At 65.1% G+C, this 19,304-nt stretch carries 19 protein-coding genes; 8 read left to right on the top strand and 11 right to left on the bottom strand.

Features of this window, described 5'->3' with window-relative positions; genetic code table 11:
* Nucleotides 1-193: 193 nt before the first annotated feature.
* A complete protein-coding gene (locus GD606_RS12680) occupies nt 194-916 on the top strand; it encodes an adenosylcobinamide-GDP ribazoletransferase (RefSeq protein WP_163304005.1) in 723 nt (240 codons plus the stop codon).
* A gap of 76 nt (nt 917-992) precedes the next feature.
* Here GD606_RS12680 and GD606_RS12675 read toward each other — a convergent pair whose 3' ends face one another.
* The 4 genes from GD606_RS12675 to GD606_RS12665 all read right to left on the bottom strand — a co-directional run bounded on the left by GD606_RS12675 (nt 993) and on the right by GD606_RS12665 (nt 3,957).
* Nucleotides 993-1,757 carry a DUF1134 domain-containing protein gene (locus GD606_RS12675; RefSeq protein WP_163304004.1) on the bottom strand — a complete coding sequence of 255 codons (765 nt, stop codon included), beginning with the start codon at nt 1,755-1,757 and terminating at the stop codon, nt 993-995.
* On the bottom strand, nt 1,754-2,833 hold the full coding sequence (locus tag GD606_RS12670; protein ID WP_246298784.1) for an SGNH/GDSL hydrolase family protein: 1,080 nt from the start codon (nt 2,831-2,833) through the stop codon (nt 1,754-1,756). The genes GD606_RS12675 and GD606_RS12670 overlap by 4 nt, the downstream gene beginning before the upstream one ends.
* A gap of 123 nt (nt 2,834-2,956) precedes the next feature.
* On the bottom strand, nt 2,957-3,100 hold the full coding sequence (locus GD606_RS20575; protein WP_508613449.1) for a hypothetical protein: 144 nt from the start codon (nt 3,098-3,100) through the stop codon (nt 2,957-2,959).
* Nucleotides 3,097-3,957, bottom strand: a complete 861-nt coding sequence (locus GD606_RS12665) for a hypothetical protein (RefSeq protein WP_246299122.1) — start codon at nt 3,955-3,957, stop codon at nt 3,097-3,099. Before GD606_RS12665 ends, GD606_RS20575 begins: the two co-directional genes overlap by 4 nt.
* A gap of 245 nt (nt 3,958-4,202) precedes the next feature.
* Between GD606_RS12665 and GD606_RS12660 the strand changes: the two genes are divergently transcribed.
* From GD606_RS12660 to GD606_RS12645, 4 genes are all read left to right on the top strand, one after another.
* Entirely contained in the window at nt 4,203-4,475 is a 273-nt protein-coding gene (locus GD606_RS12660; protein ID WP_163303979.1) for a hypothetical protein, read from the top strand.
* Between the two features lie 67 nt (nt 4,476-4,542).
* On the top strand, nt 4,543-6,804 hold the full coding sequence (topA, locus tag GD606_RS12655) for a type I DNA topoisomerase (RefSeq protein WP_163303978.1): 2,262 nt from the start codon (nt 4,543-4,545) through the stop codon (nt 6,802-6,804).
* A gap of 141 nt (nt 6,805-6,945) precedes the next feature.
* The gene (locus GD606_RS12650; RefSeq protein WP_163303977.1) at nt 6,946-7,221 is read left to right on the top strand and encodes a BrnT family toxin; all 276 of its coding nucleotides are present in this window, start codon (nt 6,946-6,948) and stop codon (nt 7,219-7,221) included.
* Nucleotides 7,199-7,483: a BrnA antitoxin family protein gene (locus GD606_RS12645; protein ID WP_163303976.1), complete on the top strand. Its 285-nt coding sequence runs from the start codon at nt 7,199-7,201 to the stop codon at nt 7,481-7,483. Before GD606_RS12650 ends, GD606_RS12645 begins: the two co-directional genes overlap by 23 nt.
* A gap of 72 nt (nt 7,484-7,555) precedes the next feature.
* On the opposite strand, the gene GD606_RS12640 is transcribed toward GD606_RS12645, so the two are convergent.
* The 7 genes from GD606_RS12640 to GD606_RS12610 form a co-directional block, all read right to left on the bottom strand.
* Nucleotides 7,556-10,582: a DEAD/DEAH box helicase gene (locus tag GD606_RS12640; protein WP_176629297.1), complete on the bottom strand. Its 3,027-nt coding sequence runs from the start codon at nt 10,580-10,582 to the stop codon at nt 7,556-7,558.
* Between the two features lie 151 nt (nt 10,583-10,733).
* Entirely contained in the window at nt 10,734-11,381 is a 648-nt protein-coding gene (locus GD606_RS12635) for a CBS and ACT domain-containing protein (RefSeq protein WP_163303623.1), read from the bottom strand.
* A 93-nt stretch (nt 11,382-11,474) separates the two neighbouring features.
* On the bottom strand, nt 11,475-12,179 hold the full coding sequence (locus GD606_RS12630; protein WP_163303624.1) for an ABC transporter ATP-binding protein: 705 nt from the start codon (nt 12,177-12,179) through the stop codon (nt 11,475-11,477).
* The gene (locus GD606_RS12625) at nt 12,172-12,894 is read right to left on the bottom strand and encodes an ABC transporter ATP-binding protein (protein ID WP_163303625.1); all 723 of its coding nucleotides are present in this window, start codon (nt 12,892-12,894) and stop codon (nt 12,172-12,174) included. The genes GD606_RS12630 and GD606_RS12625 overlap by 8 nt, the downstream gene beginning before the upstream one ends.
* A gap of 3 nt (nt 12,895-12,897) precedes the next feature.
* Nucleotides 12,898-13,830 carry a branched-chain amino acid ABC transporter permease gene (locus tag GD606_RS12620; RefSeq protein WP_163303626.1) on the bottom strand — a complete coding sequence of 311 codons (933 nt, stop codon included), beginning with the start codon at nt 13,828-13,830 and terminating at the stop codon, nt 12,898-12,900.
* Nucleotides 13,827-14,729, bottom strand: a complete 903-nt coding sequence (locus GD606_RS12615; protein ID WP_246298783.1) for a branched-chain amino acid ABC transporter permease — start codon at nt 14,727-14,729, stop codon at nt 13,827-13,829. The genes GD606_RS12620 and GD606_RS12615 overlap by 4 nt, the downstream gene beginning before the upstream one ends.
* 68 nt (nt 14,730-14,797) lie before the next feature.
* The gene (locus GD606_RS12610) at nt 14,798-15,985 is read right to left on the bottom strand and encodes an ABC transporter substrate-binding protein (protein ID WP_163303628.1); all 1,188 of its coding nucleotides are present in this window, start codon (nt 15,983-15,985) and stop codon (nt 14,798-14,800) included.
* A 401-nt stretch (nt 15,986-16,386) separates the two neighbouring features.
* Here GD606_RS12610 and GD606_RS12605 point away from each other — a divergent pair, with 401 nt between their 5' ends.
* Genes GD606_RS12605 through GD606_RS20565 form a run of 3 tightly spaced genes read left to right on the top strand, consistent with a single transcriptional unit; the run spans nt 16,387 to nt 19,299 of the window.
* Nucleotides 16,387-17,601: a radical SAM protein gene (locus GD606_RS12605; protein WP_163303629.1), complete on the top strand. Its 1,215-nt coding sequence runs from the start codon at nt 16,387-16,389 to the stop codon at nt 17,599-17,601.
* Nucleotides 17,601-19,127: a glycosyltransferase gene (locus tag GD606_RS20570; protein ID WP_246298781.1), complete on the top strand. Its 1,527-nt coding sequence runs from the start codon at nt 17,601-17,603 to the stop codon at nt 19,125-19,127. Before GD606_RS12605 ends, GD606_RS20570 begins: the two co-directional genes overlap by 1 nt.
* Nucleotides 19,066-19,299, top strand: a complete 234-nt coding sequence (locus GD606_RS20565) for a hypothetical protein (RefSeq protein ID WP_246298780.1) — start codon at nt 19,066-19,068, stop codon at nt 19,297-19,299. The genes GD606_RS20570 and GD606_RS20565 overlap by 62 nt, the downstream gene beginning before the upstream one ends.
* Nucleotides 19,300-19,304 lie beyond the last annotated feature (5 nt).

Here is a 19,304-nt window from a genome sequence, read left to right as displayed (position 1 = left end):
CGCTTCGCGGCGTGCCGTTCCCTGGTCGACGGGATGTCTTCCCGGCCGCCCGTTCTTCCGGCCATGCCCCCGGCGCAACGCCCCGGGGGCATGGCCGGAGACGGGGAGACCGGGGGGACATGGTCCCCCCGGTCGGGGAGGGGTCCGGGGAGGGGGCGAAGCCCTCTCCCCGGCAACCAGACCGGAGGTCGGGATGTTTCGCGGTTTTTTGGCGGCCTTGGGCTTTCTGACCCGCTTCGGCCCGGCGGCCGGGGCGCGCGAGGCGGATTTTGCGGCCTCGGTGGCCTGGTTTCCGGCGGTGGGGCTGGTGCTTGGCGGGGTGGCGGTCGCCCCGGCGCAGGCGCTGTATGGCGGCAGCCCGTGGGTGTGCGCCTGGCTGGTGGTGGTGCTCGACCTGTGGGCCACCCGGGGGCTACATGCCGACGGGCTGGCCGATGTGGCCGACGCCTGGGGCAGCATGGCCCGGGGGGAACGGTTTTTCGAGATCATGAAGGACAGCCGGGTGGGGGCCTTCGGGGCCATGGGGCTTTTTGCGGTTCTGGCGGGCAAGCTGGTGCTGTTTGCCGCGCTATTCGAGTCGGGCCGGGGATGGGCGGTGGTGTTTTCGTTTGTCGTGGGCCGGGCCTGCGTGGTGTGGCTTATGGGCATGACCCGGCATCTGGGCAGGCCGGGCCTGGGCAGACTTTTTCTGGACGGGGCGCGTCCCGGGGTCATGGCGGCGGCGCTTGGAACGGCTGCGGTTGTCGGCGTTTTTCTGGTTCCCGGCCGGGGGCTGGTCCTGGCATTGGTGTGCGGCGCGGCGGTTGCGGCCATGTTGTCCGGGCTGGCCAGGAGCCGGGGGGCGGTGAACGGCGATTTTTTAGGGGCCTGCATCGTCCTGGGGGAAGTAGCCGCCTGCCTGGGCATGCTTGCCTGAGAGCGCGCGAAAAAGATAACGGCGACAGGCCCTGATGAAACCCGTCGCCGTTTGAAGTCGGTAAAGGCGAGAAACCCTAGAAGGGGTTGATCTCCTGGGTGCGCGTGTAGTGCTGGTAGCCCACGTTGGCGCCCAGGCGAAGGCCCACGCCGAAGCGGATGGGGGCCAGGACGATGCCCCTGGTGGTCTGATAGTTCATGCCGAAGCCGCCGATGAAATAGGCGCTGCCGTCGACCCCGGGGTAGCGCTGGAAGATATCGCTTGGGCGATCCATGCCGTAGACCAGGGTGAAGACCCGCACGGCGTTGAGGCCGATGTCGATGCCCAGGGAGGGGCTCTGCCAGAAGACCTCGATGGGCTTGTGATTTTTCAGGTACAGGTAGCCCGTGCCGTAGCGCAGGCCGACCAGGAGCGCCCCTCCGGCCTCGCTGCCCTTGATGTAGCCGGTGGGCTCTCCCATATCCTTGAAGGCCTTGGCCACCAGTTCGGCCAACCCGGCCGATCCGCCGTCGAAAAAGCCCATGACCTCCCGATGCACCTCTTCCTTGGAGTACTTGCGCTGCTTGGTCTCTTTTGGATGGGGCGGGGCGGCGGCTTCGGACGGCGCGGGCTGGACTCCGGGCTGCGCGGCTGGTTGCGGAGTTGTGGATGGCGCGGTTTGCTGGGGTGGCGTCGTAGCTGGGGAGCCTGGTGCCGGATGGGCCGGGCTGACCTGGGCAGAGGGCGTTACGGTCGTTGTTGGTTGTTGGGCATCGCCCAGAGGGCGTTCCTGAAGTCCCTGAGCCATGGCTGTCGCCGTCACGAGCACGGCGCAACAGAGCATTACGCATACGCGTTTCATGGCGTCCTCCCTTGTGTCTGTTCCTCGGCGGCGAGGCGGTCGCGCAAAATGGGGAGCATGGCCTGGGCCACGCCTTCCCGGCCGGATTCGGTCTGATGCACGCCATCGGGAGTGTACGCCGGAGCCGTGCGGGAACACAAGGCGTTTTGCAGGTTCACAAAATAGGGCCGTTCGGCCAGGGCCTTTTCCAGGGCCGCATAGACGATCAGGACGTTTTGGCGCACATGGGGAAAGGACCGGCGTCCGAGGATGATGGTTTCTTCTTCCTGATGCACAGCCGGGTCCATGTCCAGGCAGGTTTCCCCCCAGTACAGGGGTTGCAGGAACAGCAGAAACTGCGATCCGTAGGCGGCGGTGACCTTGGCTACATGGTCGTAGCGTTTGACGGTCAGGTCGACGTATTCCTGCAAGAGCGGCGAATCCGGATCAAGCGGGGTCATGGCGTAGGCCAGCTTGGAATACATCTCCCGGGTAAATGAGGCGTACCAGGCGGCGCACAGGGGTTTTAAGATGCCGATGGGGGTCTTGAAATAGCTCTCCAGGAGCCCCTGGACCCGGTCCATGCCCTCGTGGCCATAGGGATGCTTGTAGAGGGTGAAATAGTTGGCGTCGTTGGCCCCGTCGTAAAAAACCACCAGATTCGGCCGGAAGGGGAATTCGATCAGAAGTTTTTGGAGATATTTGGTTTCAAGCAGGGAATTGAAGGAATTGACGCCGAAATTGAAGCAGTTGTAGCGCACGGGGCCCGGGCCATTATTGAGCGCCGTGGCTACGTAGCTGGGGATGGAGGTGTCAAAGGGCGAGTTCCCGGCCCGCATGGTGGAGCCGCCAAAAAACCAGACGATCCGGTTGTCCTCGGGTTTTTCAGCCTGGGCGATGCCCATGGTGGGCCAGATGCCGTCCTGCTGCAAAAACAGGGCGTAGGGGTCGTAGGCCGCCCGGGGGCCTTCCCGCAGGTTGTCGTAGATGATGGCGTTGAGCAGGGTGATGGCCCCGAAGCAGGCGGCCTCCACACACACGGCTGCAATCGCAAGCCACAGGACCATTCGGAAAATGAGGCGCACGGCGCGCTTCACGGCACGTTTTCTCCCTGTCGCGAGGATGACTCCCGCTCGGTTTGGTCCCTTGGGGACGCGTTGCTGGAAGGCCTGGGATGTGGCGGTGTCGCAGTGTCGTTGTCCGGTTTTGCGGGCAATGCGCTATTTCGGCAGCCGGATGACCACGCCATTTGGGGTTCTGTCCACCACCGGGGCCTCGCGCAGCCGGGTGACGGCCTCGGGGGCCAGATCCAGCACCAGCCGCAGGATGTCCGGGTGTTTGCCGATGCGCACCAGCGTGATCAAGGGGCTTTTTCCGGACAGGGACAGGGGGCCGGTATAGGTCCAGCGCCCGGCCAGGTCGATGACCAGCCTGGGGGGCCGTCCATGTAGGTCCGGGTCACCTCGCCCACGGGGGACGTAGTGGTGACGGTGAGGACGTATTCCCCGGGCTTGTCCACGGCCGAGACGGCCACGACCGCGCCTTTGGAGGGGCCGGGCGCGGGCTTGCCCGCCGCGACGGGCTTGTCCTTGACGGGTTTTTTCGCGGCAAGGCCGGGCTTTTGGGGCGGCGCGTCCAGGGATTCGGCTGTTGCGGGCAGCGCTTCCGGAGCCGGGGCCTTGGGCGGGGCGTCCGGGACCGGCGGCGGCGTCTGGGCGGTCGCGGCGGGCCTTTTCCCGGTGTCGACCTTGGGGGCGGCCGCCTCCTGGCCCATGTCCGAAAACATTTTGTCCAGGGTCTGGTCCCCGGCGAAGAGGGGATGCTGGGAGACGATCTCCGGGGAAACCGGTTCCTTGCCCGCTGCGGGCGTCTGGGCCGCCGGGGAGGGGGACGCGGCGGGCGCCGGGGCCAGGGGGACGGCCGTGTCCGGGGCGGGCAGTGCGGCGACGCCGGTCGCGGCGGGAGGGGCCTGGGCGGTTGGCGGCGATGCCGCCGGGGGGGGCGTCACGGCCGACGTCGGGGCCGGGGGCGGTGTTGGCGTTGCGGGTGCGGCCGGGACGGGCGGCGCAGGGGCGCTGAAGTCGCGGGTGGTCATCTCCGGCGCGGGTTTGCCGCCCGTGAAAAGATGCGGTTTGCGCCACGCGGCGAGCCCCGCCACCACCGCCAGGGCCAGGACCACCGCGCCGACAATGATCAGCTTGTCACTTTTCGTGAGCGGCATGGTTCCTCCCCGGCTTTCTCTGCAAAACTCCTGCCATCGCACTGCATTTGGACGCCGAACGCACCGTACCCGACCTTGCCGCCGCGCTCAAGGAAAAAACGGATTCCCATAAAAAACCAATCCCCGGGGGCCTGTGCCGTCCTGACGGAGAGCCCGCGTTGTGAGGATCGCCGCATGTGGCCGTGTCCGAATCGTTGACGGAAAAGTCGTTTGTTCGTAATACGTTTGCAAAACGGAGGGGAATCATGGCCAAGAAAGTGCGTTCCGTGCGTGTGCCGCTGGAGCTGGCCGAGCTCGACCTGTCCGCCCTGGTCCGGGAGTGCGCCAGCCACCTGCGCGACCTGGATTCGGCCGTGCTGCTCTCAAGCCAGGGCAACCGGGAGGCGGCCGACGCCCTGGTCAAGGCGCGCCGGACGGATCTGGGTCGCCGGGTGGGGAATCTGGTCTGGGAGGCCCGGGTGCGGCATCAGGAGGCGGCCCGGAGCCGAGAGACGGAAAAAAAGGCGGCGGAGAAATAAGACATTTGTCCGGCGGGGGCGCTTTGGCCTTGCCAGCGGCCAAGGGGATGGCTATAGCACGCCTGCCATGGCAAAAGAGCTGATCATCGTCGAATCCCCGGCCAAAGTGAAGACCATCAAGAAATTCCTCGGCAGCGCTTATGCCGTGGAGGCCTCGGTCGGCCACGTCCGCGACCTGCCCACCAAGACCCTGGGCGTGGACGAGAAAAAGGATTTCGCGCCGCAGTACCAGATCATCCAGGGCAAGCAGAAGGTGGTTTCCAAGCTGCGTGAGGCCGCGGCCAAGGCCAGCCGCATCTACCTGGCCCCGGACCCGGATCGCGAGGGAGAGGCCATTGCCTGGCATGTGGCCGAATTGCTCAAAGCGGAAGACCGGCCCATCCACCGCATTTTTTTCAACGAAATCACGGCCAAGGCCGTGCGTGAGGCCCTGACCCACCCGCGCGAAATCGACGAAAAGCTGTTCTTGTCCCAGCAGGCCCGGCGCATCCTGGACCGGCTGGTGGGCTACAAGGTTTCGCCCCTTTTGTGGAAAAAGGTCAAACGGGGCATCTCCGCCGGCCGGGTGCAGTCCGTGGCGCTTCGGCTGGTGGTTGAGCGGGAAAAAGAGCGCCAGGCCTTCGTGCCCGAGGAATACTGGGTGTTCAAGGCCCTTTTGGCGGCCGCCGAACCCCCGGTCTTCGAGGCCGAGCTGTGGAAGGTGGCTGGCAAAAAGCCGGTCATCGGCGACGGCGAGACGGCCGCCACGCTTCGCGACGCCATTTTGAAAAGCCCCTTCGCGGTCACCGCCGTGGCCGAGAAGGAACGCGCCAAGTCCCCGCCGCCGCCCTACATCACCTCCACCCTGCAGCAGGCCGCCAACCAGCGCCTGGGGTTTACGGCCAAGCGGACCATGGGCGCGGCCCAGCGGCTGTACGAGGGCGTGGAGCTGGGCGAACGCGGCACGGTGGCGCTGATCACCTACATGCGTACCGACTCCGTGCGCATCGCCGACGAGGCGCGCCAGGCCGCCAAAGATTTCATCGTGGACACGCTTGGGCCGGAGTTCTATCCGGCCAAGGCCCGCTATTTCAAGACCAAGGCCTCGGCCCAGGACGCCCACGAGGCCATCCGGCCCGTTGACCCGGCCGTCACCCCGGACGACGTGCGATCCTTTCTGCCCCGGGAGCAGTATGCCCTGTACAAGCTCATCTGGGAGCGTTTCCTGGCCTCCCAGATGGCCGAGGCCCGGTTCTGGGACACCACGGCGGAGATCTCGGCGGGCACGGCCCTGTTCCGGGCCAAGGGCCAGCGGCTGATCTTTCCGGGCTATCTCAAGGTCTACGGCATGGAGGCCGGGGACGAGGCCAAAACCCTGCCGCCTTTGGCCCAGGGACAGCCCCTGACGCTCGCGGAGCTCAAGACCGACCAGAAGTTCACCCAGCCGCCCCCGCGCTATACAGAGGCCTCCCTGGTGCGCGAGCTGGAGGAGAAGGGCATCGGCCGTCCGTCCACCTATGCGGCCATCATCTCCACGCTTATCGACCGCGAATACGCCAAGCTGGAAGAGAAGCACTTCGTGCCGTCGGAGCTGGGAACCACCGTGGCCGACCTGCTCATCGACCATTTCGCGACCATCATGGATGTGGGGTTCACGGCCGGGATGGAGGCCGCCCTGGACGAGGTGGCCGAGGGCCAGCGGGACTGGGTGGCGCTTCTCAAGGATTTCACGGACGGATTTTATCCCGCCCTGGACAAGGCCTCCGAGGACATGGCCGCGGTCAAGGCGGGCAAGGAGACGGGGCTTGTCTGCGACAAGTGCGGCCAGCCCATGGTCATCAAGTTCGGCCGCATGGGGGAGTTCCTGGCCTGCTCGGGCTATCCCGACTGCAAGAACACCTCGAATTTCACCCGCACCCCGGACGGCGGCATCGAGCTGGTGGCCAGACAGGCCGACGAGCCCGTGGTGATGGGCAAGTGCCCGGATTGCGGCAAGGATCTGGTGCTGAAAAAATCGCGCACCGGCAGCCGGTTCGTGGCCTGTTCGGGATATCCGGCCTGCAAGCACGCCGAGCCGTTCAAGACCGGGGTCAAATGCCCGCGCGAGGGCTGCGGCGGGGAGCTGGTGGAAAAAAGCTCCAAGCGGGGCAAGGTGTTTTATTCCTGCGACCGCTACCCCCAGTGCGACTACGCCGTGTGGGACTGGCCCGTGGCCGAGCCCTGCCCCAAGTGCGGCTCGGGCATCCTGGTCAAAAAGCGCACCCAGGCCCGGGGCGAACACCTGGCCTGCCCTGAAAAATCCTGCCGCTACGTGCGGTCCCTGGACGGCGGGGAGACCGAAGAGCAATAGCGCGAACCGGTCTGTCCCCTGATGGCGGCGGCCCTGGCACACGGGGTTCGCCGCTTTTTTGCGTCCATGGAGGTGCTGGCGCGAGGCTGTGTTTTTCCCGGCAGACATTGACTGTATGTACAAATGTACGTATTGGTTCGTATGCGGTTTGCCTGGGACGAAGACAAAAACACATCCAATTTTTACAAGCATGGTCTGTGGTTGGAGGATGCCTGGGCCGTATTTCAGGGGCCGATGACCATCCGTGTGGACGACCGCAGGGACTATGGCGAAACGCGGTATGTCGCTTTGGGATGCCTGGAGAACACCATCGTGTTTTTGGCATATGCCCTTCGCGACGGGGCGGTGCGCGTGATCTCCATGCGACGGGCGAACAAGGCGGAGAGAAAGATATATGAAGCGGAAGCTCAAGTCTGACATGGAACAGGTGTCCCGGTTTTCGGAAGAGGAGATCGCGCGGCGGGCCGCGTCCGATCCCGACGCCCTGCCTACGGACGAGGCCTTTTGGATGCGGGCGGTACGGGCGGAACACCCCGCGAAAAAGCAGAACGTCACGATTCGTCTGAGTCCGGGGGTTCTCGAATTTTTCAAGCGCCAGGGGCCTGGATATCAGACGCGCATCAATGCCGTGCTGGAGCGGTATGTCGAGATTCAGGAGAACCAGATAGCGCGCCGGTAACCGGGCTTTCCGGAGTTCTTCGCCGCGTATGCCCCGCTATGGTTTTACCTGGGCGTTCCCTTCGACCCGCCGTCACCACGCCACGGGCAGCCGCACGGTGCGCGCCGCCTTGTTGGTGAACAGCAGATAGCCCTGCTCCCGGCCGAAGAGGTACAGGTCGCGGGTGAGCGCCACGTCCTTGCGGCAGTATTCCTCGATGAGATCCAGTCGGCCTTCCTTCCACCAGGCCAGCGCCGCAAGGCCCGAGGCGGATTTCTTGGCCGAAAGCGTGGCCGACGCCAGCCCGTCCAGGGACAGGCGGTAGCCCAGCCGCTCATGCACCTTTTCGAGCAGGTCCAGGGTGGGCAGGCCTCGGAAGTTGAAGTCGCACACCCCGCCAAGCACCTGATAGTCGAACCGCTTGATGTTGAACCCCACCACCAGATCCAGGACCGCCAGGGCCTTGGCCATCTCCGGCAGTTCCTCCTGGCGGTAGCTGATGAAGTCGTCCAGGGCCGAATCATAGAGCACGGCCACGCTGACCCCCATGCGTTTGGCGTTGCCCCAGCCGCCCACCTCCTCGGCCGAACGCCGGGTCTCCACGTCCAGCACCCCGTAGCGCCGGGGGGCGGCGGGGGCGGCGGCGTGGCCTGAAGGGGCTGTCGCCGGGTCGGGTTCCGGGCGGGATGCCGCCACAGGGGCGGCGGGGGGCGGGGCGTACGGGGCATCCACCTGAATCCGGGGTGTCGGGGGCGATTTGGGGGTGTCGCGTGCCATGTCGGACTCCTTGTGCAGGCCGGTGGCCGGGTTTGTCTCTCCCGGCTGGGGGACGGCCACGGGGGGCGGGGCGGGTTCGGGGGCGCGGGAGGTCAGACGTTCCAGGAGAAATTGCGCGGCGGCTTTGTCGATGGGCCGGTTGCCCGAGCCGCACTTGGGGGAGTGCACGCAGGACGGGCAGCCCGTCTCGCACTCGCAGGAGGCGATGACCGCCAGGGTGCGCGACAGGGCCTCCGCGGCCCGGGCGAAGGCCATCTTGGTCAGGCCCATGCCGCCGGGGATGCCGTCGTAGACGAAGACCGCCGCCCGGCCCACCTGCTCGTGCAGGGGGGTGGAGATGCCGCCTAAGTCATTTCTGTCCGTGAGTACAAGCAGGGGCAGAATACCGATCAGGGCATGCTCCATGGCGTGGATGCCGCCCATGAAATGGAAAAGCCGGGCGTCCATCTCCTCCTGCACCTCCCGGGGGATGGCGTACCAGAAGCCGTCGGTCTCAAACGTCAGGGGCGGCAGGTCAAGGGGCACGATGCCCAGCAGCGTCCCGCCGCGCACTCGGCGGCGCTCATAGCCCGTGATCCACTCCGTGACCTTGAGCCGCCCGCAATACACTCTGGCCCCGTAGGCCGCAGCCTGGCCGCTGACCGCCAAAATCTCCGTGGATTTGTGCCCCCGGGCCTTGGTGTAATAGTCGGCCCGGCAGGCCACGGCCGTGACCTTGCGCGTGGCCAGATCCATGTCCGCGATCTCGAAGGTGCGTCCTCGGTGCAGGTAGATGGCGCCCTGATGGGTCTCGCGGAAGGCCCGGTGCTCGTCGATCTCCCCCAGGGTCTGGCCCTCGGCCTCGATGCGGAAACGGCCGCCCGTGCCGCGCAGGTTCACGTCGCGGTGGGGCCTTTTGCGGGCCGCGTACCAGCGCGACCCGTCTTCGTCGGCCAGAAGCAGGCCCGCGTCCGCCAGCCGGTCGCGTTCGGCCCGAAACTCCGGATCGGCCAGATAGGGCTCCCCGGCCCGAAGCGGCATCTCGGAGGCGGCGCATTCCAGGTGCCGGGCGGCGATGGCCGGGTTGGCGGGGTTTATGACCGCCGACTCCGGGGGGCGGTCGAAAAAGTCCGCCGGATTGCGCATGAAATACTGATCCAGCGCGTCCTCCCCGGCAATGAGCGCCACGGCGGATTCGCGCCGGGAGCGGCCCACCCGGCCGCCGCGCTGCCAGGTGGACATGACCGAACCCGGGTATCCGGCCAGCACGCACAGGTCCAGCCCGCCGATGTCGATGCCCAGTTCCAGGGCGCTGGTGGAGACCACGGCCAAAAGCTCCCCCGAGGTCATGCGGGCCTCGATCTCCCGGCGCTCCTCGGGCAGAAACCCCGACCGGTAGGCGCTGACCCGGGAGGCGTTCACCCCGTCCTTGTCGGCCTTCTCGGAGAGCCACATGGCGATCAGCTCGGTCATCTTGCGCGACTGGGTGTAGACGATGGTCCGCAACTCCCGGTGAAGCGCCGCGCGCAGGAGGTTCACGGCGGCGGTGGCCGGGCTGCCCGGGGGATTTACGAAGACGAAGTGCCGGGGGCCGGTGGGCGCGCCGCTGTCGGTGATGGCCGTGACGTCCAGGTCGGTCAGGTCGCGGGCCAGCTCTCCGGGGTTGCCGATGGTGGCCGAGCAGAAGACGAAGGCCGGGTGCGCCCCGTAGCGGCCGCAGATCCGGGTCAGCCGCCGGAACACGTGGGCCATGTGCGAGCCCATGACCCCCCGGTAGGTGTGCATCTCGTCCACCACCACATGGGTCAGGCCCGCGAAAAACGCCGACCAGTTCTCGTGGTGGGGTAAAAGCGCCAGATGCAGCATCTCCGGGTTGGTGAGCAGGATGTTGGGCGGGTTGTCGCGCAGCTTGCGCCGGAAATGGGACGAGGTGTCGCCGTCGAAGATGGCCGCCCGGGGCCTGGCCGAGGGCGGCAGGGGGGCGAGCAGCTCCTCGATGACCCGCAACTGGTCCTGGGCCAGGGCCTTTAGGGGAAAAAGAAACACGGCCCGGGATTCGGGGTCGCGTAAAAACTGCTCCAAAACGGGCAACAGGTAGATCAGCGACTTGCCGCTGGCCGTGGGTGTGGCCACGGCCACATGCCGCCCGGCCCGGATGAGGTCGCATGCCGTGGCCTGGTGGGAATACAGGGAGTCGATGCCCTTGGCGGCCAGAAGCTCGGTCAGGATCGCGGGCCAGGGGCGCAGGGTGGCGGCGGTCCGGGCGTCCCGGCCGGGGATGAGCCGGTGGTGGGCCACGAAGCCGCCCAGGGATTCGGAGGCCAGGAGGGCCCGGATGTATTCGGCGATGTCGCGCGTTTCCATGTGGGTGGCCAGTCTTGCCCAAAAGCGGCTTTGGGGCAAGGCCCGGACGAAGCGTCAGGCGCGGCGGGCAGGGGAGGCGGTTCGGGTCCGGGCGAAAAAAAAGGACGCCCGCGCAAACGCGGGCGTCCGGAAGATGCCGCCCCTGCCGGGGCTAGATCATATGCACCACGCCCATGCCGGGTTTGGCCTCAATGGCGGCGGCCAGGGCCGCGAAATCGCCCTCGCCCCGGGTGCGGATGACCACATAGCGCTTTCCTGGAGGGGCCTTTTCGCTGGAGGACATGATGGACTGGAGCCGGAAGCCATGGTCCCGGATCTCGTCGGCCAGAATTTTGATGGAGCCCGAAGAGTCGTCGATGACCGCCGCAATGCGGTGGCCGCCGCTGCGTACCCCGGTGATCTCGATGAGCACCCGGAAGATGTCCGTGTCCGAGATGATGCCCACAAGCTTTTTGTCTTCCACCACGGGCAGGCAGCCGATGTCCTTGTCGTGCATGATCATGGCTGCTTCTTCAACAGTCATGTCCGGGGCGGCGGTGAGCACCGGGGACTTCATGATGCCGTCCACGTTGGTCCGGGCAAGGATGTAATTGAGTTCGTAGATGTCGAGCGAGGTGCCCTTGGAGGGGATGTACTCCTTGATGTCGCGGTCTGAAAGCATGCCTGCCACCTGACGGTCGGGGGTGACCACCGGCAGATGCTTGACCTTTTTCTGACGCATAAGGCACAGGGCGTCGGAGATGGAGTCATCGGGCATCACGGTATGGACATGAATGGTCATAAAGTCGCGAACCAGCATGGGTATCCTCCAGTGGTGCGTTCCCGCCACGCCGGGCGCGGCCGGGTTGGAAAAACGCTATCCTGTCTTGACGCCAAAAACAATGGAGCCCGTTTACACCCCGAGGTAGGCGTGCCTGACGTGCTCGTCGTGCAAGAGTCCCTGTCCCGTGCCTTCCATGGTGATCTTGCCGTTCTCCAGGACATAGGCCCGGTCGGCCACGGCCAGGGTCTGGCGCACGTTCTGCTCCACGATGAGCACGGTCTTGCCTCGTTCGCGGATGGATTTGATGATGTTGAAGATGTCGCGCACCAGGATGGGGGCCAGTCCCAAGGACGGCTCATCGAACATGATGAGCTTGGGCATGGACATGAGTCCCCGGCCAATGGCCAACATCTGCTGCTCGCCGCCGGAGAGGGTGCCGGACTGCTGGCGGCGGCGTTCCTTTAAGCGCGGAAACAGGGAAAAGACGAATTCCTTGTTGTCTTCGCGCTTTTTCTTGGCCTCGCCGCGAAGCGACCCCATCTCCAGGTTTTCCTCCACGGTCATCTCCACGAACAGGCGTCTGGCCTCGGGCACATGGGCCAGCCCCATCTCGATGAGCCGGTAGGGCTCCACCTTGTGGATGGCCACCCCGTCAAAGATGATCTCGCCCTTGCGGGGGGACAGGATGCCGGAGATGGTGCGCATGGTGGTGGACTTGCCCGCGCCGTTGGCCCCGATCATGGCCACGATCTCGCCCTCGCCCACCCGGAAGGACACGTCCCAGATGACCTGGACGTCGCCGTAAAACACGTCGATTCCTTTGATCTCAAGCACCGGCGGCCTCCCCGAGATAGGCTTCGACGACCAGCGGGTTCTGTCCGATCTCCTGGGGCGCGCCCTCGGCGATCTGCTGGCCGTAGTTGAGCACCACGATATGGTCGGAAATGGACATGATGACCTTCATGTGGTGTTCGATGATCATGATGGTGATGCCCTTTTTCTTGATGCCTTTGATGATCTCGATGGACACGTCGAGTTCCGTGGGGTTTAGGCCCGCAAAGGACTCGTCCAAAAGGATCATCTCCGGCTGGGTGGCCAGGGCCCGGGCGATCTCCAGGCGCTTGCGCTTGCCCAGCGGCAGGCCCTTGGAGATCACATGGCGATCCTCGGCCAGCCCCGTGAACTCCAGCACCTCGTCCACCACCTTTTCGGCGGCGCCCCGGGTGGGATTGCGAAGGAAGGCCGAGGCCAGGACGTTGTCGAACACGTCCATGCGCGACAGGGGTTTGACCACCTGGAAGGTCCGGGCCACGCCCTGGCGGCAGATCTGGTGGGGTTTTAAGCCCGAGATGCGCTCTCCTTTGAAGAGCACCTCGCCGAGCGAGGGTTTGTAGAAGCCGTTGACGCAGTTGAAAAGGGTGGTTTTCCCGGCGCCGTTGGGTCCGATGAGGGCCAGGATGTCGCCCTTTTGGACCTCGAAGCTCACGTTCGACAGCGCGGCCAGGCCACCGAAAAACATGGACACTTTTTTTACTTCAAGCATGGCCATTTGCTATGCCGCTCCTTTCCTGAAGATGCGCCGGATCTTATGGAAATCGCCCACCAGGCCGTTTGGCAGGTAGATGATGATGACGATCAGGAGAATGCCGAACAGGGTCTGATAGGCGGTGCCGAGCCTGGGGATGGAGCGGATCAGTTCGGCCAGAAGGACCATGATCACCGCGCCCACGGCCGGACCCCACTGGGTGGCCACCCCGCCGACCATGACCACCATGATGATCAGGATGGAGATTTCACCCAGGCTGAACACCACCTGGGGATCGATGTACCCCATGTAGGTGGTGTAGAACGCCCCGGCCAGACCGGTGATGACGGCGCTGACGGTGAGCGCGATGGTCTTGTAGAGCGTGGTGTTGATCCCGAGGGACTCGGCCGCATCCTGATCCTCGCGCACGGCTACGAAGTAGTAGCCCCAGCGCGAGGCGATGATCACCCGGATGGCCACGAAGGCCAGGGCCGCCAGGGCCAGGATGATGTAATAATAGGGGGTTTTTTCCACCCAGGTGCGGGTGATCATGATGCCCAGGGTGCCGTTGGTCAGGGGCGTCAGGTTCTCGCAGGTGATGCGCAGCACCTCGCCGATGGCCAGGGTGGCCAGGACGAAATAGGGGCCGCGCAGCCGCAGCACGACAAGCCCCATGAGCAGGGCCACCAGGGCCACGATGGGGACGCTGACCAAAAGCCCCCACCAGGGGGAGATGCCGAAATGGTGCATCAAAAGGCCAGCGGTGTAGGCCCCCATGCCGAAAAAGGCCGCGTGGCCGAAAGAGACCTGGCCGCAGTAGCCGCCCAAGAGATTCCAGGCGATCCCGGCCATGGTCCACATGACGGCCAGGATGATGACGTGCATGAGATAGGTGTTCAGCCCGACCAAGGGGAGCACGGCGAGCGCTCCCAGGATGATGAGGGGGAGGAGCTTCTTCATTTCGTCAACTTCTTGCTTTTTAGGAGTGACGCCACGCCGCCGGGGAGAAAGACCAGGGCCGCGACGAAAATGGCGAAGCGCCCCACCGGCGCCCAGCCCATGCCCACGTAGGTGGCGGTCATGGACTCGAAGACGCCGAGGATGAGACCGCCCAGGATGGCGCCGATGGTGGACCCCAGGCCTCCCAGGATGGTGATGACGAAGGCGATGAGCGTGAACTGGGATCCAAGCGCCGGGAACAGGTAGTAGATGGGCAGGAACAGACACCCGGCGCAGGCCACCAGGGCCGCGCCCAGGCCGAAGGTGATGACCTGCATCCGGCTCACGTTGACGCCCATGAGCATGGCCGCGTCCTTGTCCTGGGCCGTGGCCCGGATGGACTTGCCCGTGTCCGTCTTGGCCAGGAAGAACCACAGAAGCAGGGTGATCGCGACCGAGAGGCAAAAGGACACCGTCCAGGGCAGGGACAGGGAGATTTCAACCGGCGTCCCGGCCCACAGGTCGCTCAAATACCAGGCGCTGGAGGCGTAATCCACCGGCGTGGACCGGTAGTCCGAGGTGAAGAAGATGGTGGCCAGGTTTTGCAGCACAAGGCCGATGCCCACGGTCAGGATGACCTGGTTGTGGGGCAGGATGGACTCCACCTTGAGCACGGGATTGATCAAATACTTTTGCAAACCCACCCCGAGGGCGAACAACAGGGGCGGGGCTATGAAAAGCGAGAGGTACGGGTCGATGTGAAACAACTCGAACATCCAGAACGCAATATACATGGCCACCATCATGAGCTGGCCATGCGTGAGGTTGATGATCTTCATGACGCCTAAAATGAGCGTCATGCCGATTCCTATGAGCGCGTACAGACCGCCGAGAAGTATCCCGGCGACCAGCGTTTGCATGAAGACTTCAACTTGAACCCACATCGACCCGTCCCCTTTTCAAGACATTCTATGGAATGAGGCGCCGGCTATTTGCGTTCCCGCCACTTGGGGATGGGGAACACGTACTTGGCGCTGGCGTACTTTTCGGGCCAGATGGTCTCATGCTTGCCGCCAATCACCTGCAGGGCCAGGGTCTCGGCGAAGTTCTGGTTCTGGTAGCCGTTTTTGCTCTCGAACTTCACGTCGCCGAAGGCGGTCTGCATGTTGGTGGCCAGCAGGGCGTCGCGGATGTCGTCGGCGGTCATGGCCTTGGTGCGGGACAGGGCGTCGGCGATGACGAACAGCGACGAATAGGCCAGGGCGCCGTGGTAGGACGGATAGTTGCCATGGGCGGCCTTGTATTTCTCGGCGAACTCCTTGGCGCCCTTGAAGGGTACCTGGGGCGACCACAGGGTGGCCGTGACCACATATTCGGAGGCGTCCTTGGCGTTGTCGATGAATTCCGGAATGGCGAACCCGGCCGCGCCGCCCGCGAACAGCTTGGCGTCGATGCGCAGTTCCTTGATCTGGCGCATGAGCAGCGCCGCGTCCATGACGTAGGACACCATGAAGATGACATCGGGGTTGGCGGCCTTGACCTGGGACAAGATGGGCTTGAAGTCCACCGCGCCCTTCTCGTACTTTTCCTTCATGAGCACTTTCATGCCCTTGGCCTCGCAGGCCTTGGCCATTTCATCGGCCCCGGAGGTTCCGAAGTCGGAGGATTCGTACAGGATGGCCACGGACTGGGGCTTGACCACGTCGGACATAAATCCCAGCAGGCCCTCGGAATAATAGGCGTTGGTGGGGTTTAAGCGAAAGACGTACTTGTAGTTCTGCTGGGTGATTTCGTCGGCGGCCGAGGCGATGACCAGATACGGGGTCTTGCGTTCTTCGGCCACGGCGGCCACGGCCTTGGCGCAGGCCGAGGTGTATTCGGCGAAAAGCACCGGCTGCTTCTGCACGTCGATGATTTTTTCGGCGATGGACCGGGCGATTTCGGGTTTGCCCTGGGAGTCTTCGTAGTTCAGGACCAACAGCTTACCGTTCACGCCACCCTTGGCGTTGATCTCTTCCAGGGCGATGTCATAGGATTTTTTGATGATTTCCCCGAACTTGGCCTGGCCTCCGGTAAGCGGCAGGGGTACGGTGAGCTCGATCTTGTCTTGGGCGAAGGCCGTCATGGACATGACGGTCATGCAACATGCGGCGGCAAGGGCGATCCACTTCCTCATAAACGCTTCCTCCTCACGGTTGGCTCGTTGGGTGGCACGGACTCGGGAATCCCCGGCGACGCCCCGCAGACTTGGACGGGGGCAGGGGAAAGGCTTCCCGGCCATAGGCCCTGTGGGCTTTATCAAAAAATATCCTCGGTTTGAAGTAGAAAATAAGCAGAAGGGGGTTTTCCATGTTTTTTTTCGTTTGTGAAATATTGTACGAAAACGAACATGTATAATGTTGGAATGCGATTGGCCAAAGCGAGTTGACGCCTGCACCGTGGGGGGGGTATGCAGGCCGCGCGGCAGCATTCCCTGTGCGGCGCGAAACGCCGCGCATCCCATACAACACCCCCACCGCGCCCTTCCGGCGGATCGCCAGAAAATCTCCACCCGGGCGCGGAGCGCGGAGGCCCCTTATGTCCAAAAAAAGCAGCGTTTCCCTGGGCACCATCCTCAAGCATTCCGTCAAGATCGCCCGCCATCCCTGGATCGCCGGGCGGCTGGCGGCCCTTGAGAAGGAAAAATTCCTGTTCGGCCCCCTAAACCCCCAGGCCGAGACCGGCGTGGCCCGGAGCATCCGCCAACTCTCCATCCGCATCACCGATGTCTGCAACCTGCGCTGCCACACCTGCGGCCAGTGGGGCGACCAGGGCTTTCTGCACGGCCAGAACCTCAAGGATCTCAAAAAATCCGAGGTCTCCAAGGAACGCTACCTGGCGCTCCTGGACGATCTGGCGGCCCACGGACACCGTCCGTCGGTCTACCTGTGGGGCGGCGAGCCCACCATGTACAACGGCTGGCTGGACATCATCGACCGGGCCACGGAGCTCAAGATGCCCACCTCCATCGCCACCAACTCCACAGGCATCGAGAAGGCGGCGGACAGGCTGGTGGCCGCGCCCATGTTCCTTCTGCAGGTGTCCATCGACGGCCACTGCGCCGAGACCCATAACGCGGCCCGGCCCTCGGCCAGCGGCCGCGACAACTACCAGGTCATCCAGGACGCCCTGGCCGCCGTGAACGAGGCCAAGAAATCCCGGGGGGCCAAGCTGCCCCTGGTGGCCGCCCTGACCACCATCTCCAGCGCCAACGTCCACCATCTGGTGGACATCTACGAGGCCTACAAGGACCGCGTGGATCTGTTCGTCTATTACCTGTCCTGGTGGATCGACGAAAAAAGCGCCCAGGCCCACGACGCGGACTTCGCCCGGCGTTTCGGGTTCACCCCCAAGCTGCATTGGGGCTGGGTGGGCGACTGGACCATCAAGGACCACGAGACCCTGGACAGGCAGCTCGCCGAGGTGCAGCGCCGCTCCAGGCCCCTGAACATGCCCCCGGTGAACATCATCCCCAAGATCACCGGCCTGGCCAATCTCAAAGAGTATTACGGCGACCACAGCTCCACCTTCGGCTACGACAAGTGCATCTCCATCTTCCAGGCCGTGGAGCTGGACTCCAATGGCGACATGTCCCCCTGCCGGGACTACCACGACTACATTGTGGGCAACGTCAAGGAACACACCATCACCGAGCTGTGGAATAGCGAGCCCTACCGCCGCTTCCGGGGCAGCCTTTTTTCCGAGGGACTCATGCCCGCCTGCACCCGCTGCTGCGGGCTCATGGGATATTGATGGCCCACCCCGCCACGACGATCACGCCCGGGGCGGCCGCCGTACATGGTCCGGCCCGGGTGGTTTTCTTGCTCCAGGATCTGCTTTTCGGCGGCACCCAGCGCCAGGCCCTGGAACTGGCCCGGGGGCTTGATCCGGCCCGGTTTGCGGTGGAGATGTGGATGTTGGCCCCGGGGCGCGATTTCGCTGCGAAGGCCGAGGCCAGCGGCATCCCGTTGGTCTGGCTGTCGCAACGCCCCACGGTGGGCCCGGACGCCCTGCGCGGCCTGTGGCGGCGGCTTGGCCAAACGCCCCCGGACATCCTCGTGCCCCTGACCGCCGTGCCCAACATCTGGGGCCGGATATTTGGAAGGCTCAAGGGCCTTCCGGTGGTCGTCGGCACCTGCCGGGGCGGCGGGGCCATCGCCCGGCAGCACGAACGGTTCCTGCGCCGCCTGGCCCACCACCACATCTGCAACTCCCGCCCCCTGCGCGACATCCTGGTCGACGGCCTGGGGCAGGCGTCCGATCGGGTCACGGTCATTCCCAACGGCGTGGACACGGACCATTTCGTCCCGCCCCCGGAGGATATGCGCCCGGTGCGCGACGTGATCCTGTGCGTGGCCCGGCTGTCGGAAGACAAGGACCACGAGACGCTGCTTCAGGCCTTCGAGATCGTGGCCCGGGAGCATGATCGGGCCGAGCTGTGGCTGGTTGGAGACGGCCCTCTTGCGGCCGGGGTGGCCCGGCTCATCGCCCGCCATCCCTTCAAGGGCCGCATCCGTTCCTATCCCGGCGGGGCCGACCCGAGGCCCTTTTACCAACAGGCCAGGGTCGTGGTTTTAAGCTCCCGGCGCGAGGGCTTGCCCAACGTGATCCTGGAGGCTATGTCCATGGGCGTGGCCGTGGCGGCCACGGCCGTGGGTGCCATCCCCGAGGTGCTTTCGGGCGAGATGCTTTCGGGCCGGGCCGGACCCGTCTCCGGGCCGGTTCCCGACGCGCCCGGTGCGCCCGGTGCGCCTGACGCGCCTGACGCGCCTGACGCGCCTGACGCGAATGACGGGTGGTGCGGCCTCCTGGCCCCCCCGGCGATCCGGCGGCCCTGGCCCAGGCCATGCTCACCCTTTTGCAGGACGACGCCCAGCGGGACCGCCTGGGCCGCACGGGCCGGGCCCGCGCCGTGGCGGACTATTCTCTGGGGGCCATGGTCCGGGCTCATCATCTCCTGTTCGAAAGGCTTCTGGCTGCCTGCCCGGCCCGGGCGGGCGAGCGAGGTTCGAAGTGAAAATCCCCCTGTTGCTGTGCCTTCTTTTGGCGGTCTCGGCCTCGGCCGTATCGGCCCCGGCCCAGGAATCCGGGGTGGCCGGATGGTGGTCGGGCAGCCTGTACGGTTCGAGCATCGTGGCCCGCATGGAGCAGGACGGCCAGATGCTCACCGGGCTGGTCACGGTCACCGGGCTCGGCGGCCAGAAGGATATCTACCATGTGGCCGGGGCGGTTTTCGGGGACAAGATGTACGTGCTGCACGGCGCGGGCCACGTCTTTGAGGGCGAGATCGCAGGCGGCCGGGAGATCAGCGGCGTATTGACCACCGTCGGCGGCAAGAAGCTTCCCCTGCACGCCCAGCGCATCCCTCCCCCGCCGGACGCGGACGCCCATCCCCTGCCCGACCCCCCTCTGAGCCCGGAGCGGGCCACGCCCCCTCCGCCCAACGGATAGCCCCG

This window comes from Desulfolutivibrio sulfodismutans DSM 3696, assembly GCF_013376455.1.
Classification (GTDB): Bacteria; Desulfobacterota; Desulfovibrionia; order Desulfovibrionales; family Desulfovibrionaceae; genus Desulfolutivibrio; species Desulfolutivibrio sulfodismutans.
The sequence above is the reverse complement of the archived record's forward strand: the minus strand, read 5'-3'. Positions and strand labels throughout refer to the sequence as shown.

Excerpts from the sequence above, each read along its gene's own strand:
- GD606_RS12650 (WP_163303977.1), top strand. The coding sequence starts at position 6,946 with ATGCGGTTTGCCTGGGACGAAGACAAAAACACATCCAATTTTTACAAG.
- GD606_RS12665 (WP_246299122.1), bottom strand. The coding sequence starts at position 3,957 with ATGCCGCTCACGAAAAGTGACAAGCTGATCATTGTCGGCGCGGTGGTC.
- GD606_RS20570 (WP_246298781.1), top strand. The coding sequence starts at position 17,601 with ATGGCCCACCCCGCCACGACGATCACGCCCGGGGCGGCCGCCGTACAT.
- GD606_RS12625 (WP_163303625.1), bottom strand. The coding sequence starts at position 12,894 with ATGGCCATGCTTGAAGTAAAAAAAGTGTCCATGTTTTTCGGTGGCCTG.
- GD606_RS12645 (WP_163303976.1), top strand. The coding sequence starts at position 7,199 with ATGAAGCGGAAGCTCAAGTCTGACATGGAACAGGTGTCCCGGTTTTCG.
- GD606_RS12610 (WP_163303628.1), bottom strand. The coding sequence starts at position 15,985 with ATGAGGAAGTGGATCGCCCTTGCCGCCGCATGTTGCATGACCGTCATG.
- GD606_RS12635 (WP_163303623.1), bottom strand. The coding sequence starts at position 11,381 with ATGCTGGTTCGCGACTTTATGACCATTCATGTCCATACCGTGATGCCC.
- GD606_RS12660 (WP_163303979.1), top strand. The coding sequence starts at position 4,203 with ATGGCCAAGAAAGTGCGTTCCGTGCGTGTGCCGCTGGAGCTGGCCGAG.
- GD606_RS12605 (WP_163303629.1), top strand. The coding sequence starts at position 16,387 with ATGTCCAAAAAAAGCAGCGTTTCCCTGGGCACCATCCTCAAGCATTCC.
- GD606_RS12675 (WP_163304004.1), bottom strand. The coding sequence starts at position 1,757 with ATGAAACGCGTATGCGTAATGCTCTGTTGCGCCGTGCTCGTGACGGCG.
- GD606_RS12615 (WP_246298783.1), bottom strand. The coding sequence starts at position 14,729 with ATGCAAACGCTGGTCGCCGGGATACTTCTCGGCGGTCTGTACGCGCTC.
- topA (WP_163303978.1), top strand. The coding sequence starts at position 4,543 with ATGGCAAAAGAGCTGATCATCGTCGAATCCCCGGCCAAAGTGAAGACC.
- GD606_RS12680 (WP_163304005.1), top strand. The coding sequence starts at position 194 with ATGTTTCGCGGTTTTTTGGCGGCCTTGGGCTTTCTGACCCGCTTCGGC.
- GD606_RS12640 (WP_176629297.1), bottom strand. The coding sequence starts at position 10,582 with ATGGAAACGCGCGACATCGCCGAATACATCCGGGCCCTCCTGGCCTCC.
- GD606_RS12620 (WP_163303626.1), bottom strand. The coding sequence starts at position 13,830 with ATGAAGAAGCTCCTCCCCCTCATCATCCTGGGAGCGCTCGCCGTGCTC.